10 protein-coding genes are annotated in these 16883 nt (G+C 72.3%); 5 read left to right on the top strand and 5 right to left on the bottom strand.

From position 1 onward, the window contains the following. Positions 1–11: 11 nt before the first annotated feature. Complete coding sequence (locus M4V62_RS38710) at positions 12–1793, bottom strand: ABC transporter ATP-binding protein (RefSeq protein ID WP_249593186.1); 1782 nt, start codon at positions 1791–1793, stop codon at positions 12–14. 225 nt (positions 1794–2018) lie between these two features. On the opposite strand from M4V62_RS38710, the gene M4V62_RS38705 reads away from it, so the two are divergent. From M4V62_RS38705 to M4V62_RS38695, 3 genes are all read left to right on the top strand, one after another. Beyond that, positions 2019–4097, top strand: coding sequence for an ATP-binding protein (locus M4V62_RS38705; protein WP_249591864.1), 2079 nt, complete (start codon positions 2019–2021; stop codon positions 4095–4097). A 172-nt stretch (positions 4098–4269) separates the two neighbouring features. Beyond that, positions 4270–5592: a polysaccharide deacetylase family protein gene (locus M4V62_RS38700; protein WP_249591863.1), complete on the top strand. Its 1323-nt coding sequence runs from the start codon at positions 4270–4272 to the stop codon at positions 5590–5592. Between the two features lie 2 nt (positions 5593–5594). Further along, positions 5595–6008 carry a hypothetical protein gene (locus tag M4V62_RS38695; RefSeq protein WP_249591862.1) on the top strand — a complete coding sequence of 138 codons (414 nt, stop codon included), beginning with the start codon at positions 5595–5597 and terminating at the stop codon, positions 6006–6008. A gap of 18 nt (positions 6009–6026) precedes the next feature. Here the strand turns inward: M4V62_RS38695 and ccrA are convergent, their stop codons facing one another. Continuing rightward, positions 6027–7310 (bottom strand): crotonyl-CoA carboxylase/reductase, encoded by a 1284-nt coding sequence (gene ccrA, locus M4V62_RS38690; RefSeq protein WP_249591861.1) that lies wholly within the window; start codon positions 7308–7310, stop codon positions 6027–6029. 74 nt (positions 7311–7384) lie between these two features. Here ccrA and M4V62_RS38685 point away from each other — a divergent pair, with 74 nt between their 5' ends. Beyond that, positions 7385–8272: an acyl-CoA desaturase gene (locus tag M4V62_RS38685; protein ID WP_249591860.1), complete on the top strand. Its 888-nt coding sequence runs from the start codon at positions 7385–7387 to the stop codon at positions 8270–8272. Here M4V62_RS38685 and M4V62_RS38680 read toward each other — a convergent pair. Genes M4V62_RS38680 through M4V62_RS38670 form a run of 3 tightly spaced genes read right to left on the bottom strand, consistent with a single transcriptional unit; the run spans position 8214 to position 15205 of the window. Beyond that, positions 8214–9236, bottom strand: a complete 1023-nt coding sequence (locus M4V62_RS38680) for an alpha/beta hydrolase (protein ID WP_249591859.1) — start codon at positions 9234–9236, stop codon at positions 8214–8216. The two genes, M4V62_RS38685 and M4V62_RS38680, sit on opposite strands and share 59 nt — an antisense overlap. 42 nt (positions 9237–9278) lie before the next feature. Continuing rightward, positions 9279–13394, bottom strand: coding sequence for a type I polyketide synthase (locus M4V62_RS38675; RefSeq protein WP_249591858.1), 4116 nt, complete (start codon positions 13392–13394; stop codon positions 9279–9281). After that, entirely contained in the window at positions 13391–15205 is a 1815-nt protein-coding gene (locus M4V62_RS38670) for a fatty acyl-AMP ligase (protein ID WP_249591857.1), read from the bottom strand. Before M4V62_RS38670 ends, M4V62_RS38675 begins: the two co-directional genes overlap by 4 nt. 225 nt (positions 15206–15430) lie before the next feature. On the opposite strand from M4V62_RS38670, the gene M4V62_RS38665 reads away from it, so the two are divergent. Beyond that, positions 15431–16882, top strand: a complete 1452-nt coding sequence (locus M4V62_RS38665; protein ID WP_249591856.1) for an MFS transporter — start codon at positions 15431–15433, stop codon at positions 16880–16882. The last annotated feature ends 1 nt before the right edge of the window (position 16883 follow it).

The raw sequence follows: 16883 nt of genomic DNA, 5'->3' as shown, positions 1-16883 counted from the left end.
GACCCGGGCGATCATGCCGTCGTCGCCAGGAACTGGGTCGCCGCCAGCTCTCCGTACAGGGGATCGGCCGCGACCAGCTCCTCATGGGTGCCGGACGCGCGGACCCGCCCCGCGTCCATCACCACGATCCGGTCGGCCAGCGTCACCGTCGAGAGGCGGTGCGCCACCACGAGGACCGTCACCTCCCGGGAGACCTCGGCGACGACATCGCGCAGGGCCAGTTCGTTCACCGCGTCGAGCTGCGAGGTCGCCTCGTCGAGGAGCAGGAGGCGTGGCTTGCGCAGCAGCGCCCTGGCGATGGCCACGCGCTGGCGTTCGCCGCCGGACAGCTGGGAGCCGCGGTGTCCGACCAGCGTCTCCAGGCCGTCCGGCAGCCGTTCGACGAGGGTGTCGAGGCGGGCGCGCACGAGCACGTCCTGGATCTCGTCGCCGGTCGCGCCGGGCGCGCCGAAGAGGAGGTTCTCGCGCAGGGTGCCGGCCAGGACGGGCGCGTCCTGCTCCACGTACCCGATGACGGCGCGGAGTTCGGCGAGCGGCCACTCGTGCACGTCACGGCCGTCGACGAGGACACGGCCGCCCGTCGCGTCGTAGAAGCGCTCCAGGAGGCCGAAGACGGTGGTCTTGCCCGCGCCCGAAGGGCCGACGAAGGCGGTCATGCCGGGCCCGGGAATGTCGAAGCTCACGCCGTGGTGGACGTACGGAAGGCCGTCCCGGTAGCGGAAGGTGACGTCCTCGAAGGCGACGGCGGCGGGGCCGTGCTGCCCTGTGGGCTCGCTGGGTTCTGTGACGTCCTCCGTCTCCAGGCGTTCGGCCCGTACGATCCGCGCGATGGCCGCCGAGCCGACCTGGTACTGCGAGACGCCCTCGACCAGCCGGGACACGGGGTCGATCAGATAGAAGAGGAAGAGCAGGAAGGCCACGAGCGTCGAGACCGAGATCGCGCCGGACGCGACGCGTGCGCCACCGATGCCCAGGACCGCGAGGAACGAGACCTGCACGGCGAAGCCGACCGAACTCCACGCCACCGCCTGCCACTTGGCCGACCGCACCCCGTGCCGCCAGGCCTCCTGCGCGGCGCCTTGCACGGCGGCGGTCTCGCGCTCCTCGGCGCCCGATGCCTTGAGCGTGCGGAACGCGCCGAACGCCCGCTCCAGCGCGGTCGAGATGGTGCCGACCGCTTCCTGGGCGCGCTCCGTCGACCGTGCGATCTTCGGCATCACCAGGGCCACCGCCCCGCCGATGAGCACGATCACGCCGAGGGTGACGCCGAGCAGGACGACGTCCATGAGGCCCATCATCACGATCGTCGCGATGAAGGTGAGCCCGCCCGCGACGGCGGACACCACGGACTGCGTGGTGACCGCCCGCAGCAGGGTCGTGTCCGAGGTGATCCGGGACATCAGGTCGCCGGGCTGGGTGCGCTCCACCTCCGGCAGGCGCAGCCGCAGCAGCCGCCCGATGAGGGTGCGCCGGGCCGCGAGCACCACGGATTCCGCGGTGCGTTCGAGGACGTAGGCACCGAAGGACTCGATGACGGTGCCGATCACCACCAGTGCGGTGAGCAGGAGGATGATCCCGGCGATCGAGTCGTCGCTGCCGAGCCGGTCCACCAGGGCTTTCGCGGCGAGGGGCTGGGCGAGACCGGTCGCCGCACCGATCAGCGTGCACAGGGCGCCGAGCGCGACGAACCAGCGGTGCGGGCGGAAGTAGCGATACAGCGCCCGCCAGGTCTCCGCGGCGGAGAGCCGCTCCTGCGCCGGTCCCTGTGGCGCGGTGCTCTCGTGGGCCGACAGGGTCGGCTCGGCCGGCTGATCCGGCTCGTTCTTGGTCACGTCAGGCAGGACGCCGGCAACGGGTGATCTGCCTGACAGGCCGCCCGGTGCTTCGCCCCGTAACCCAGATCGGGACACGGAGTTAGAGGATCTGTCGAATGCGTAGCAGTGACGATTCTGCACGACGAGTGTGGCGAGAGGCGGGCGGCAGGGCTCGCGGCATGGAAGGGCCCGAGCGTGAAGGGGATGACGGGGCGAGTGCGTGGGCGCGGGGGTGGCCTGGTGGGCCGGGCCGATGAGCTGTCGGGGCTCCGCCGCCTGCTGGCCCAGAGCAGGCTGGTGACGGTGGCGGGCGGTGCGGGCGTCGGCAAGAGCACCCTGGCGGCGCACGCCGCGGCGGCGGTGGGCAGTCAGCTCACGGACGGCGTGGTGATCGTGCGCTGGTGGGACGGCGGCCTTGCGCGGGGGCAGTCGGTGGCGCGGGCGGTGGTCGAGGCCATGGACGGCGAGTCCGGCGGCGAGGAGGACGGGGGCCACGAAAACGGGGGCCAGGAAGACGGAGGCCAGGAGGGCGATGGCGAGCAGGAACCGCACGCGGCCGGACCCGGGCAGGGCCCGGTCGAGCAAGGCCGCTTCGGCGAGCGGGAGCTCATCGCGCGGCTCCGGACGCGGCGCGTGCTGGTCGTCCTCGACGACTTCGACCCCGTACGTGAGGAGTGCGTGCGCATGGTGCAGTCGCTGCTGCAGCGCGCCCCGGGCGTCCGCATTCTCGCCACCGGACGGCAACCCCTCGGCCTCGGCCAGGAGTTGGTGCTGCATCTCGGGCCGCTCCCGGTCAGCTCGCCGGGGGCGCAGGAGGAACCGGGGCCCGCGGTGCGGCTGTTCATGGAGCGGGCGCGCGGCCTCGGGCGCGGGACGGAAGCGGACCCCGAGCCGAGCGCCCGGGGCTCCGCGCACGCCCCTTCCCTGCCCGACTCCCTGCCCGACGAAGCCGAACTGCGCGCGGTCAGCGACATCTGCGCCCAGCTGGAGGGCGTACCGCTCGCGCTGGAGCTCGCGGCGGCGCAGACCGCCCTGCACCCGCCCGCACAGCTCGCGCGGATGCTTCGCCCGGCCCAGGGATGGCTCGGCAGACCCGAAGCGCCTCTGCGGCGGCATCGGTCGCTGCGGGCCGCGGTGGGCGCCAGCTACGCGCTGTGCGGGGAGGCCGAGCGCAGCGTCTGGGCTCGGCTCAGTGTCTTCGCGGGCGAGTTCGACGAGGACGCCGCCGTATATGTGTGCGCGGGCGGCGGGCTCGACCCGGCGCGCGTCGCGTCCTGTCTCGCGCGGCTCGTCCTGGCCTCGGTGCTCGAACCGGTGCGTGATCCCGGGGGCGTGCTGCAACCCCGCTATCGGCTGCCTGCCGCGGCCCGCGGGTTCGGTGCCGAACGCCTCGAATCCGCCGGCGAGTCCGCGGCGGCGGCCACCCGCCACCTCGCCTGGTACCGCGCCGTCGCCTCGAAAGCACACCAGTTGTGGAGCACCGGCCGGCACGAGCAGGCGACCCTGCTGGTGCGCGACGAGGAGCCCGATCTGCGGGCCGCGCTCGAACGGGACCCGGACAACGCCGACGAGAACGCGACCGCCCTCGGCATGGTGGTGGACCTCTGGTTCTGGTGGGCCGTGTGCGGCCACGCCACCGAGGGGCGCGAGCATCTGCGGCGGCTGCTGCCCCTCGGACGCGCCGACACCGCCGGTTGCGGGCAGGCCCTCTGGCTGGCCGGCTGGCTCTCGGCCTGCACCGGCGCGCCCGAGGCCGAGGAACTCCTCGGCCAGGCCTGGCGCGTCGCGGTCCTCGCCGGGGACGACGCCACCATCGGCCGGGTCGCGCACGTGCAAGGCGTCATCGCGCTGCGCAACGGCGAGACGGAACGTGCCATCGAGCATCTGCGGGAGGCCGCCCACACCGTTCCCGACCATGCTGACCACGGCCCGCCCGCCGCGGTCAGCTGGGCCGGGCTCGCCGTGGCCCAGGCGCTCGTCTCCCCGGCCGACGCGCTGCGCAGTGTCCGCCGCGCGTCGGCCGGAACGCAGACGCGGCATGACATATGGACGCGCTCCATGACGCAGTACGCCCACGCCCTCGTCGAGCATCTGCGCGGCCGCCACAGCCGCGCCTGGCGCCGGGCGCACAAGGCTCTGGCCGGGGTCCTCTCCGTGACCGGGCCGCTCGGTGCCGCCTCGGTCCATCCGGTCCACCAGCTGATCGCCGCGATCGAACGCGGTCCCGCGCTCGGCGGTGTCGCGTGGGTCCCGCCGTGCGGGTGGGATCCACCGGGGGCTTGAGGCGCGGGCGACCGGCCACTGATGGCCTCCCCGCTGCCCACTGATGGGCCATCACCTCACGGCAAATGCACCTTTTGGGTCAAATCCCGTAAAAGACATAAGAACATACGGTTCGTTCATCTTCCTGCGGTCTACACATAGTTCGATCAGGAAGCGAGTGAACGGAGTGACTATGCGCTCGGTCGGCCGAAGGCACGCGCTGAGTCTGGGACTTGCGGTGACAGCGGGCGTGGGCCTCGCCGGGTGCGGTGCGAAGGAGCGGGGATCCAAGGGTGCGGCGTCGCCGTCGCCGTCCTCGTCGCCGTCCGGACGGACGCAGGGACATGGGCGCGAAGGAGAGGGCGGCCAGCACGGCGCGCAGCAGAAGCAGCCTCCGGCGAAGCTGATCGGTGACGGCTCGACCTCGTACACGGGCAAGCAGCCGCATCAGCCGGTCACCCCTGTCCCCCTGGAGCCGGGTGAGACGCCCCCGCAGTTCGTGATCTTCTCCTGGGACGGTGCGGGCGAGGTCGGCAACGGCCTCTTCCCGCGTTTCCTGAAGCTGGCCGAGGACCACGACGCGAAGATGACGTTCTTCCTCTCCGGGCTCTACCTCCTGCCGGAGTCCAAGAAGCGGCTCTACCGACCGCCGAACAACGCGGTCGGCGCCTCCGACATCGGCTATCTCACCGACGGCCACATCAAGGAGACACTGAAGTACGTCCGCCAGGCCTGGCTCGAAGGCCATGAGATCGGCACGCACTTCAACGGACACTTCTGCACCGGCACCGGAAGCGTCGCCCACTGGACGCCCGCACACTGGCAGAGCGAAATCGACCAGGCCGCCTCCTTCGTCAAGGAGTGGCGGACGAACACCGGCTGGACCGATCTTCCGTCGCTTCCCTTCGACTACGACAAAGAACTCGTCGGCGGCCGCACTCCCTGCCTCCTCGGCCGGAACAATCTGCTGCCCGTCGCCCGCGAACGGGGCTGGCGCTACGACTCCTCGTCGCCCGGCGGATCGCAGCGGTGGCCGGAGAAGCGCCTGGGGGTCTGGGATCTGCCACTCCAGCAGATCCCGTTCCCCGGACACCGTTTCGAGGTCCTGTCCATGGACTACAACGTCCTGGCCAACCAGTCGAAGAATTCGACGCGGGCACCCTCGTACAACTATCCCGGCTGGCGCACCCAGGCGACGCAGTCGTACCTCGCCGGATTCCGCCGTGCGTACGAGACGAACCGTGCCCCCTTCTTCATCGGCAACCACTTCGAGGAGTGGAACGGCGGCATCTACATGGATGCCGTCGAGGAGGCCCTCAAAGGAATGGCCGGGAAGAAGGACGTGCGCCTGGTCTCCTTCCGGCAGTTCGTCGACTGGCTCGACGTCCAGGACCCGGCCGTCCTCGCCAGGCTGCGCGGACTCCAGGTGGGGCAGCGCCCCGACGGCGGCTGGCAGAACTTTCTCGGCAAAGCGACCAAGCGAGAAATCAACAGAGAGATGGAGACGAGGAGTTGACCATGAATCGGTGGAAGCTGACGTACGTGTCCGTGGCGGGAATCGCGGCCGTCGCCGTTCTGACGGGCCCCACGGCGACCGGCGCCGCCGCCGTGAGCCCGCACGCCCCGCACGCACCCGGGGCAGCCGCGACCGCGGCCCCGCGGCCGACGCTGACGGCGAAGGCGACCGTGAGCAGCGTGCGCGCCTGGCAGCAGTTCCGCATGTACGGGGTCAGCCACCACATGCGGACCGGCACGCGCGTCACGCTCCAGCAGAAGCAGGGCAAGCGGTGGGTGTCGCTGCCCGCGTCGGTGAACACCACGCGCTCCGCGACGTACAACATGCGGGTCAAGCTCGGCCTCAAGGGCCGCAACGCCCTGCGCATCGTGGGCGGCGGCGCCATCTCGCCCGTCGTCAATGTGACGGTCCGCTGAGCCGTGCCGTGTTCCCGGTCAATGACTCAACACCGCACCCCGCTTCCCAAGACCGGTCCGTGGCGCGAGCGCCAGTACGCCGACCTTGCCCGTGTGCCGGTTGGACTGGACGAGGCGGGCGGCTTCGGCGGTGTCCTGGAGGTCGTACGTCACCGACAGGGCGGGCCGGATGTGGCCGAGGTCCAGGAGGCGGGCCACCGCGGCTTGTTCCTGGAGGTTGGCTCCGTGGCTGCCGATGACGCGCTTGAGGCGCATCCAGAGGTAGCGGTTGTCGAACTCGTGGAGATAGCCGGTGCTCGATCCGCAGGTGACGACGGTGCCGCCCCGGCGGACCACGAAGACGGAGACCCCGAAGGTCGCCCGGCCGACGTGCTCGAACACAATGTGCGGGTCCTCCCCCACCGCGGCACGGATCCGCTTGCCCAGCTTCTTGCCGACCGCCGCCGGGTCGGCCGGAGCGCTGCCGGTCAGGCCGATCTCGGCGCGGTTGATGACCGCGTGGCAGCCGAAGGCACGGGCGCGCTCCGCCTTCTCCTCAGTGCCGACCACGCCCACCGCGATGCCGCCGCCGTTGCGTACGAGCTGCGCGGCGTACGCGCCGAGGCCGCCCGCCGCGCCCCAGATCAGCACGATGTCGCCCTGCGTCATCCGCGCGCCGCGGTCGCTGACCAGCATGCGGTAGGCGGTACCCGCGCACAGTGGGTTGCCGGCCGCTTCCTCCCAGGTCAACTGGTCTGATTTGGGGAGGAGTTGATTGGCGCGGGCCACGCAGTAGTGGGCGAGGCCGCCGAAGTTGGTCTCGAAGCCCCAGGCAAGCTGGGAGTCGCCGAGCATGCCGTCGGCGTGGGTCGCCGGTTCCTCGTCGTCGACGTAGGCGGGGGTGACCACGACCTCGTCGCCGATGCTCCAGCGGCGCACCCCGGCGCCCGTACGGACGACGACGCCCGCCGCGTCCGAACCGACCACGTGATACGGCTGATCGTGCCGCGCGGCCCAGCCGCCTTTCGCGCCGAAGTGCCGCAGAAAGGAGAACGTGGATATCGGCTCGAACATCGCCGACCACACCGTGTTGTAATTTATCCCGCTCGCCATCACGGCCACCAGGACTTCGTCCGGGGCGAGTTCCGGCATCGGCACGGAACCCACGTGGAGTGTTTTTCGGACGTCTTTGTCCACCACCCCCACAAAACTCTCCACATCCTCCCTCCGCAGATGCGCGGCGGTGAATTCATCGGGTAAGGGAAGCCGGCGCAGTTCGTCCGCTCCGGCTCCCGCGACAACTGCCTCTGCGAGCACATCCATGACGTTCCTCCTTCGGCACAACTGTCCAATGGGGCAAGGTCTGTTCATCACTTTCCGAGTAGGTGAGAGAACCCATGGCAGAAGAGAGCACCGTGCTGTGGGGCTGGGGCGTCACCTGGCACGATCTGGTGATCGGCGCGGTGATGTACGCCGTCGCCGTGCACGGCATCACCATCGGCTACCACCGCCTGTTCACGCACAAGGCGTTCAAGGCCGCCCGCCCCCTGAAGATCGCCCTCGCGGTGGCCGGGACCATGGCCGTCGAGGGCGACGCGATCACCTGGTGTGCCGATCACCGGCGCCACCACCAGTTCGCGGACCGGCCCGGCGACCCGCACTCCCCCTGGCGGTTCGGCACCTCCGTGCGCGCGCTGCTCAAGGGCATGGCGTGGGCACACGTCGGCTGGACGTTCAACAACGACAGGACCAACCAGCAGAAGTACGTCCCCGACCTCCTCGCCGACCGCGATCTGGCCCTGGTGGCACGGTGGCAGCCGCTGATCGTGCTGTTCTCGTTCGGTGCGCCCGCAGTGGCCGGAGGCCTCTGGGGCGAGGGGAGTTGGGACTCCGGCGCCGCCTGGTCCGCCTTCTTCTGGGCCGGGCTCGTGCGCATCGGTCTGCTCCATCACGTCACCTGGTCGATCAACTCGATCTGTCACATCAGCGGGGACCGGCCCTTCCGGGTCCGGGACCGCTCCGGGAATGTGTGGTGGCTCGCCCCGTTCTCCGGCGGCGAGTCCTGGCACAACCTCCACCACGCCGACCCGACGTCCGCCCGGCACGGCGTGCTGCGCGGCCAGCTCGACTCCAGCGCCCGGCTGATACGCCTCTTCGAGCTGGCCTCGTGGGCGAGCGCCGTGCGGTGGCCGGACGAGCAGCGGCTGGCCCGCCTCGCCGCCGACGTCAGGGCGCCGTCGCGGGAAGCCCAAGGCCCGCCGCCAGCGTCGGCCAGGAAGCCTTGAACTCCTGCTGCCAGGAGGGCCAGGCGTGCGAGCCGCCGCGGTAGAAGTGGACCGTCGCCGGGACACCGGCGCGGTCCAACTGCCTCGCGAATCCACGCGCTTGGCCCCACAGCGTGCCCTCGAGGACCGCCCCTTCGAGATTGCCGAAGTCGCTGCTGGGGATGCCGCTGCCCTGGGAGACGTAGAGCCGGGTTCCGGCGAGCTGCTCGGCCAGGGCGGCCGGGTTGTGGCGGTTCCAGTTCTCGCGGTGCAGGAAGGGACTGCCCCAGAGGGCGGACGGAAGCTGCAGCTCCCTGGCGACGATGGCGTTCATGACCGTCGGCATGCCGAGGGCCGTCGTGTCCAGGACACCGCTGTACGAAGCCGCCGCGCCGAAGGTGCCGGGGTGCCGTGCGGCGAACGCCATCGCGCCGTAGCCGCCGGTGGAGACTCCGGCGACGGCGCGGGTGCCGTTCGCGCGGTAGGTGTCACGCAGGAGAGACGTCAACTCCTCGACCTGGAAGGTCTCGTAGTCGGGGGCGGTGGGGCTGCCGTGGTTCCACCAGTCGGTGGGGATGCCGGTGGGGCCCGACGCCGGGATCACGGTGATGACGTCCTTGTCGGCCAGGAACTCCTCGACGTCCGTCTCGCGGGTCCAGGAGGTGTAGTCGTCGTGGGCTCCCTGGAGGAGGTAGAGCACGGGCCACGTACGGTCAGGCCGCTCCTTGAACCGGGTCGGCAGGATGACGCGTACGGGAAGCTGTCTGCCCACCGCGGGTGAGTCGACGGTGAGGTCGACGGTGCGGGAGTCGAGCCACTTCTCGCCGACGACGCGCGGCCCTTCGGCGGCGTTTGCCGCCGCCTGCGACGCGGCGGGTGCCCCCAGGGCGGTGGTGGTGCCCAGGGCGCCGCCGGTGGCGAGGAGGGCGGTGACCGCGGCGAGTGCGGCCAGCTTCTTGCGTGGTCTGCGGTGCTTCTGCGGCATGGGGTGTCCTCTTCCAGGAGGGACGGTCAGCGGTCAGGTGGGTCAGGCATGGGGCAGGTCGCGGGTCAGGAGCTCCGCGAGCGTGTCCACGACCGGGGCGTCGAGCAGGGAGAGGTGGTGCCCCGGCAGGGGGATGACCGTGAGGTCGGTGCAGTGGGCGTCCCAGCCGAGGCTTGCGTCGTCCCGTTCGTAGCGGGCGTCGCGCACGGTGTGCGGGGCCGGTTCGCAGGCCCGGTAGAGGAGGGTCCGGCCGGCGTACGGGCCGGGCGTGTGGCGTTCGCCGCTGCGCAGGTCGAGGGCCGAGGTGCGCTGATGGTCGAGGACGGCGTGGGGCAGGTCGACAGCCTGCTCGAGCAGCTTCATGACGAGGGCGATCTGCTCGGCGTCGTCCCTGCGCGCCAGTTCCTCGTAGGGCAGGGAGAGGTGGGTGCGGTACGTGCGCGCTATGTACGCGGCGAAATCGGCGTAGCGGCGGTGGGCTTCCTCCAGCGGGGTCAGGCCCGGGGGCGCGGGCAGGGGCAGCACGGAGTCGAGGAGGACCAGGGCCCTGACGGTGCCGTGCCGCGTGAGGAGCCGCGCGGCCTCCTGGGCGAGAAGGCCGCCGTAGGACCAACCACCCACGATCCACGGGCCGCCTGGGTGCTCCTCACGGATGCGCTCCGCGAAGTGCTCCGCGCGGGGCCGCAGATCCTCCGGAACGGCCAGCCTGTCGAAGCCGTGGACGGGGCGGGTGCCGGAAAGGCGTTCGGCGAGGCGTGCGTACACCTGCGAGGTGCCGCCCGCGGCATGGGCCAGGAAGAGAGGGATTCCGTCGCCCGTGTCGGCGAGGACGCGAAGCGGCCCCTTCGCCGCTCCACCCCTTCCCGGCCGTGGACGGCGCGGCTCGACCCCGCGGGCAGCCGCGTGGGACGTGGCTCCCCCGCCCCGCGAGCGCTCGGCCGACTGCCGCTCCGGCAGCAGGTCCGCGACCCCCCTCAGCGTCGCCTGCCGCAGCAGCACCCCCGGTTCCACCTCCACCCCGAACTCCCGCTCCACCGCGATCCGGATGCGTGCCGCGGTGAGCGAGTCGAGGCCCAGGTCGGTGAGGGGCATGTCGGCGTCGATACGGTCGGGGGTATAGCCCATGACCTCGGCCACGCAGCCGCGGAGGCGGTCGAGCGGCCCCGTGGCGCGGCTCGGGGCCGCGGCGTGACGTGGCGTCTCGTGCGGGCCGGGTTCCTCCCCCGCCCAGAAGCGGCGATGACGCCAGCGCGGTGCGGGGACGTCGACGATGCGCGCCCCTGGATGCAGGAGCCGGCGGGGCTCGGGAAGCCCGCCCACCCCTCGTACGAGCAGGGCAGCCAGGGACGTACGGAAGGTGAGCGCGTCGTCCGTGTCGCGGCGCTGGGTCGGCAGAATCAGCGAGCCGTCCACGTCCGCGTCCCGCAGCGTCTCGGTCAGCGGAAGCAACTGCGTGGGATGCGGGGCCACTTCGACGAACACGCGGTGGCCGTCGTCCGCGGCGGCACGCACCGCCTGCCGGAAGCGGACGGGGCGCCGCAGATTGGCCACCCAGTAGTCGGCATCGCAGGGCGCGGGGTCGCGCGGATCGGCCAGGACGGTGGAGTAGCGGCGGCAGCCGGGCCGCGCGTGCCGCACGGCGCCGAGCTCCCGGGCGAACTCGGCGAGCAGCGGGTCGACATCGGGCGAGTGCCCGGCGCCGGTGACGCGCAGGGAGCGGGCGAAGCCGCCCTCCTTGGTGACGTGGTCGACGAGTGAGCGCACGTCGTCGGCGGAGCCGGTGACCACGCTCTGCGCGGGGGACGCGTGGACGGCGACCTGGAGCGTGCGGAAGTCGGCAGCCAGGGCCGCGATGCGCTCGCCGGGGAGATCCACCACGGCCATGGCACCGCCCGTGAGCCCGGCGAGAAGCCGCGAACGGACCGCGACGACCCGCGCTCCGGTGGCTTCGTCGAGCGCGCCGCAGGCGACGGCCGCGGCGATCTCCCCCATGGAGTGGCCGATCACGGCCGCGGGCTCGAAGCCGTACGACTTCCACAGCGCGGCGAGGGCGACCTGCATCCCGTACAGGGCGGGCATGACTACGGCGGGCGAGGTCAGATCGGCGCCAGGATCCATGCAGTCCCTTAAGGACACACCTGCCTGCTCGTGCAGCAGCGGCTCCAGACGGTCGACGGCGGCAGCGAACTCCGGCTCCGCGGAGAGGAGTTGGCTGCCCATTCCGGGCCACTGCGACCCGTACCCGGAGAACACCCACACCGCCCCGGGACCGTCCCCGGACACGGGCGCACCGACCACCACCCGCCCATCGGGCTCACGCCCTGCCAGGCGGTCCAGCGCCGTGGTCAGCTCCTCCCGGTCGCGGGCGACGACCGCCGCCCTGTGCCGGCCCCGTCCCGCGCGGCCCGCCAGTGTCCTGGCCAGGTCCGCCGGGCGGACGGAGCGGCTGTCCGGTTCCGTCAGCCACTGGGCCAACTCACCCGCGTACGCGCGTACGCGGTCCTCGGTGACCCCGTCGAGCAGGGCGACGGCGGGGCCGGTGACCGTGGGGCGGGCGCCGCGCGGCACGCGGTGTTCCGCAAGGACCACGTGCGCGTTCGTGCCTCCGAAGCCGAACGCCGAGACTCCCGCCCGTGCGGTGCCCGAGTAGCGGGGCCACGGCTCGGGGCCCGTGACGACGCGCAGGCCCAGTGCGTCGAGGTCGGCGTGCGGGCCCGGTGCGGTGAAGTGCAGGTGGGGCGGTATCTCGTCGTGGTGCAGGGACAGGACCGTCTTGATGAGGCCCGCGATGCCCGCCGCCGCTTCCAGGTGGCCGATGTTCGTCTTCACCGAGCCGATGAGCAGCGGCTGGTCCGCGGCCCGCCCACGCCCCGCGCCGAGCGCGGACGAGAGCGCGGACACCTCGATGGGGTCGCCCAGGGCTGTGCCCGTGCCGTGTGCCTCGATGTAGTCCACGGTCTCGGGCCCGGCGGCATGGCACTGCTCCAGGAGCGCGCGCTGGGCCTGCGCGCTCGGCGCCGTGAGGCCGTTCGAGCGGCCGTCCGAATTGACCGCGGTGGACTCGATGACCGCGAGGACGCGGTCGCCGTCGCGCTCCGCGTCCGCGAGGCGCTTGAGGACGACGACGCCGCAGCCCTCGCCGCGCACCATGCCGTCGGCGGACGCGTCGAAGGCCTTGCACCTGCCGTCGGCGGCCAGCGCGCCCGCCCGCTGGAAGCCGAGGGTCACCGCGGGGGAAAGGAGGAGGTTCACCCCGGCGGCGAGCGCCATGTCGCTCTCCCCCGCCCCGAGACTGCGGACCGCGTGGTGCACGGCGACGAGCGAGGAGGAGCACGCCGTGTCGACCGCCATGCTCGGGCCGCGCAGGTCCATGAGGTAGGAGAGGCGGTTCGCGGCGATGCTCAGGGCCGCGCCCGGTGAGGTCCAGGCGCCGATCGACTCCGGGTCCGCGGTGGTGAGATGGGCGTATTCGTTGCCGCTGATGCCCACGAAGACTCCGGTACGGGTGCCCGCGAGGGACGGCGCGGGCAGCGCCGCGTGGTCGACGGCCTCGCGGACCACCTCGAGAAGCATGCGCTGCTGCGGATCCATGGCGGTGGCCTCGTCCGCGCCGATGCCGAAGAACTCGGCGTCGAACCCCGCCACGCCGTCGATGCCCCCGTCCCCGAGGAACCCGCCGTGCCTGCTGATGTCCTCCGGCAGGCTCTTCCCCTCCCGCACGAAGGCCGCCCAGCGGTCGTCGCCGACGGCGCCCACGGCGTCGCGGCCCTCGCTCAGGAGCCGCCAGAAGGCGGCGGGTGAATTGGCTCCGCCGGGCAGGCGGCAGCCGACGCCGATGACCGCGACCGGCGTATCGCCTGCTTCGGAAAGGGAGTTGGGGACGCCCGCCTCGGACGGCGAACCGCCGTGCTCCGGTTCGCCGCGCGCCACCCGCTGTGCGAGCGCGCCGATCGTCGACGCCTCCCAGAGCAGCGTCGCGGGCAGCCGGGTACCCACGAGTTCGCCGAGGCGTGCCGTGAGGACGACCGCGTCACGGGAGGTGAGCCCCAGCTCCGCCAGCGGACGGTCGTCGGCGATCTCCTCGGCGGTGAGGCCGTACCAGGTGCTCAGGCTCTCGACGATCGCGGCCCGGACCTCCGCGTGGCCCACGTCCCTCATCGCGTGCCCTCCGCGCCGCCCCGGCCCCCCTCGCCGAAGGCGCCGAGCAGATAGCGCGCCCGGCCCGCGGCTCTGGCGACCTTGCCGCTGCTTGTCCTGGGCAGCGAGCCCGGCGGGACGAGGAGGAGTTCGGCGAGGCGCAGTCCGTGCCGGGCGGAGACGGCGGCCGTGGCGGTGCGCAGGGCGGCGAGCAGGTCCTGTTCGGTGGGGCGCGCACCGCGCCGGTGCTCGGCGACCACGACCAGGACGTCGCTCTCCGTCCCCGTCCAGGGCACGCGGAACGCGGCGAGCCGGTCGCGGCGCACGAGGTCGACGGCCGACTGCACGGTCTCCTCGATGTCCTGGGGGTAGTGGTTGCGGCCGTCCACGATGATCAGGTCCTTGAGCCGCCCGGTGATGTACAGCAGGCCTTCGTGGAGCGCGCCGAGGTCCCCCGTGCGCAGCCATCCCGCCTCGCCGTCGTGGCCTGTGGCATCGGGTGGACGGAAGCCGAACACCTCCTCGGAGAGGCCGTTGCGCTTCCAGTAGCAGAGGCCGATGTTGGGACCGCGCAGCTGGATCTCGCCGACCTCGCCCGGATCCAGTGCAGCGCCGGTCGCCGGGTCGGCGATGCGCAGCTCCTGCCCTGCCGGGGTGCCGCAGGCGACCAGGTGGGTCGCTTCCGGGGTCGTCAACTCCCTTACGTCGAGCCGCCCTTCGGACAGGGCCAGTGGATCGCACGCGAGGACCGTGGGGGGTTCGGCGAAGGTGTCGGTCGTGACGAACACGGTGGCCTCGGCGAGGCCGTACGCCGGACAGTGGGCCGCGGGCGCAAGGCCCGCGTCGGCGAACGCGTCGCGGAAGCGGTCGACGGTGCCGGGGCGCACGGGTTCGCTGCCGTTGATGAGCACCTTGACGCGGTCGAGGCGCAGCTCGGCGGCCTCCTCCCTGTCGATCCTGCTCGCGCAGTAGTCGTACGCGAAGTTGGGGGCCGCGCTGATCGTGCCGGGGTAGGCGGCGAGCAGCCGCAGCCAGCGCACCGGGTGCTCCAGGAAGGCCACCGGGTCCATGAGGGCCGAGGGGAAGCCGCCGACGACGGGCGCTGCCACGCTCAGGACGAGGCCCATGTCGTGGAAGAGCGGCAGCCAGCCGACCGTCGTGCTGCTCGCCGCGTCGGCCGCGAAGGCCTCGATGGCCTGACGGGCGTTGGCCACCACGTTGGCGTGGCTGATCACGACGCCCGCGGGGCTGCGCGTGGAGCCCGACGTGTACTGGAGGTAGGCGATGTCGTCCGGTTCGATGCGTTCCGGAAGGGCGATGGCGGGCGTCGCGCCCGGTCGTTCCACGCCCGGCCGTTCCACGCTCGCCCGGTCCACCGGGACCACCGGCACGGACGGCAGCCCCTGCTCGGCCATGAAGCGCCCGACCCCGGCGGCTGTGCCCGCATCGGCCAGTACGCACGCGGGCTCGCAGTCGGCGAGTACGGCAGCCAACCTGCCCTCGTGGCCCGGTAGTTCAGGGCTGAAGAGCGGTACCGCGATCACTCCCGCGTAGAGACAGCCGAGGAACGCCGCCGTGTAGTCGAGGCCCTGCGGGAGCAGCAGGGCCGCCCGCTCACCGGGGCCCGCGACCGCGGCGATCCTTGCGGCGGTCGCGCGGGCACGGACGTCGAGACCCTGCCAGCCGAGGGTGTGATGCAGGCCGGGCGAGGAGGGCTCGGGGAACTCCACGTAGGTGAAGGCGCGTTGGTGCGGGCGGTGCGCGGCCCAGTGCGCCAAGTGGTCGGTCAGCAGCGGACCTTCGGGCAACTGAGGGGACGGCGGGCTGAACATGGCGGCTCCATCTGGACAGCGCGGGGACCGGGACGAGCGGTGCACCAGGTTCCGCCCGGATGTGACCCGTGAGTAAGACGGGTTGCTGACAGATCGTCTGACACGCTCTGTCACTCGGCTGATAAGCCATGGCCCTGGATTCGGCGCCATGGGCAGCAGCGGCGACCTGTCGGGGCCCCGGAGAATCCGGCAGCGGAACCGCATCGCGACCGAGGGGAGCCGCACGTGGGCCGGGGCAGGCTGATCGCGCTGCTGGCGATGCTCGCCCTGGCCGGCTTCATCACGACGCTTGACAACACCGTCATCAACGTCGCCCTGCCGACGGTTCAGCGCGAACTCGGCCTGACGGTAGCCGACTTGGAGTGGGTGGCCACCAGCTACGTACTGAGCTTCGGCTCGCTCCTTCCGGCCGGGGGCAGGCTCACGGATCTGCTCGGCCGACGGGTCGTTCTCGCGGCGGGGATCGTCATCTTCACCGCGGCCTCGCTGGCGGCCGCCCTCGCCGACAGCGGCGGAACACTCATCGCGGCGCGCACGGTGCAGGGCGTGGGGGCGGCGCTCGTCATCCCGGCCTCGCTCGCGGTGGTCGCCGCCGATCTGCCCGCCCGCAGGCGCGCCATGGCGGTCGGCCTGTGGACGGCGGCGCTCGCGGTCGCACTCGCGCTCGGTCCCGTGGTGGGCGGGTTCGTCACCGAACGGTGGGACTGGAGCTGGGTGTTCCTGCTCAACGTCCCCTTCGGCATCCTCGCCCTGCTCCTGGTGCCCGCTGTCCCGCGGGCCGTCGACCGCGTACGGCACGGCCTGCTGCCGCTCCTGGACCTGCCGGGCGTGGCGCTGTCCACGACCTCGCTCTTCCTCCTCACATACGGCCTGGTCAGGGGCGGGGAGCACAGCTTCAGCACGCCACCCGTGCCGCTCTGCCTCTGGCTTTCGGCGGCCACCGGGATCGCGTTCCTCGTCGTCGAGTCGCGGACCTTTCTGCCGCTGGTGGATCTGCGGCTGCTGCGCAACCGTTCATTGAGCGGCGGTGCGGCGGCGCAGGTGCTGTGGGGCATCGGCGTCAACGGCGTGTTCTTCTTCACCGCGCTCTACCTCCAGCGCGTGCTCGGCTTCTCGCCCACCAAGGCGGGTCTCGCCTTTCTGCCGCTGGCCGGTGCGCTGCTCGTGACGACGCCGTTCGCCGAACGTGCGGCGAAGGCGGTGGGGGCGCACTGGTCCATCGCCGGGGGTCTCGTCCTTGTCGCGGGCGGGCTCGTGTGGGTGTCGGGGACGGGGCTGCACGCGCAGTACGGGGATCTGCAGCCGGGGCTGCTCCTGATCGGCGCGGGCTCCGCCCTGACCACTCCGCTGACCGTGCGTTCCGTCGCCGACGTCCCCGCGACGCGCACCGGCATGGCTTCGGGGCTCGTCAGCGCGGCCCGTGAGATCTCCGGGGTGTTCGGGGTCGTCCTGGTCGGCGTGGTCCTGACCCGCACGGAACGCACGGCACTGCGGGACGGCGCCGATCCGCGCAGCGCCTTCCTCGACGGCTACGACACGGGACTTCAACTGGCGGCGCTCTGCGTCCTGTTGGGGGCCGTGGTCACCGCCGTCACGCTGCGGCGTCCGGCGCGGCACCGGCGTCCGGGGGCGCCTCCCGGGGTCAAGCGGACGCCCCGCCGCCCGGTGCGCCAGTGAC

Origin of the sequence: Streptomyces durmitorensis, from assembly GCF_023498005.1 — a bacterium.
In the GTDB taxonomy this organism is placed as follows: domain Bacteria; phylum Actinomycetota; class Actinomycetes; order Streptomycetales; family Streptomycetaceae; genus Streptomyces; species Streptomyces durmitorensis.
This window is presented reverse-complemented; position numbering and strand designations above follow the sequence as displayed.

Bases quoted from the DNA above. Each gene is read 5' to 3' on its own strand.
- M4V62_RS38705 (WP_249591864.1), top strand. From the start codon at position 2,019: ATGACGGGGCGAGTGCGTGGGCGCGGGGGTGGCCTGGTGGGCCGGGCC.
- M4V62_RS38700 (WP_249591863.1), top strand. From the start codon at position 4,270: ATGCGCTCGGTCGGCCGAAGGCACGCGCTGAGTCTGGGACTTGCGGTG.
- M4V62_RS38695 (WP_249591862.1), top strand. From the start codon at position 5,595: ATGAATCGGTGGAAGCTGACGTACGTGTCCGTGGCGGGAATCGCGGCC.
- ccrA (WP_249591861.1), bottom strand. From the start codon at position 7,310: ATGGATGTGCTCGCAGAGGCAGTTGTCGCGGGAGCCGGAGCGGACGAA.
- M4V62_RS38685 (WP_249591860.1), top strand. From the start codon at position 7,385: ATGGCAGAAGAGAGCACCGTGCTGTGGGGCTGGGGCGTCACCTGGCAC.
- M4V62_RS38680 (WP_249591859.1), bottom strand. From the start codon at position 9,236: ATGCCGCAGAAGCACCGCAGACCACGCAAGAAGCTGGCCGCACTCGCC.
- M4V62_RS38675 (WP_249591858.1), bottom strand. From the start codon at position 13,394: ATGAGGGACGTGGGCCACGCGGAGGTCCGGGCCGCGATCGTCGAGAGC.
- M4V62_RS38670 (WP_249591857.1), bottom strand. From the start codon at position 15,205: ATGTTCAGCCCGCCGTCCCCTCAGTTGCCCGAAGGTCCGCTGCTGACC.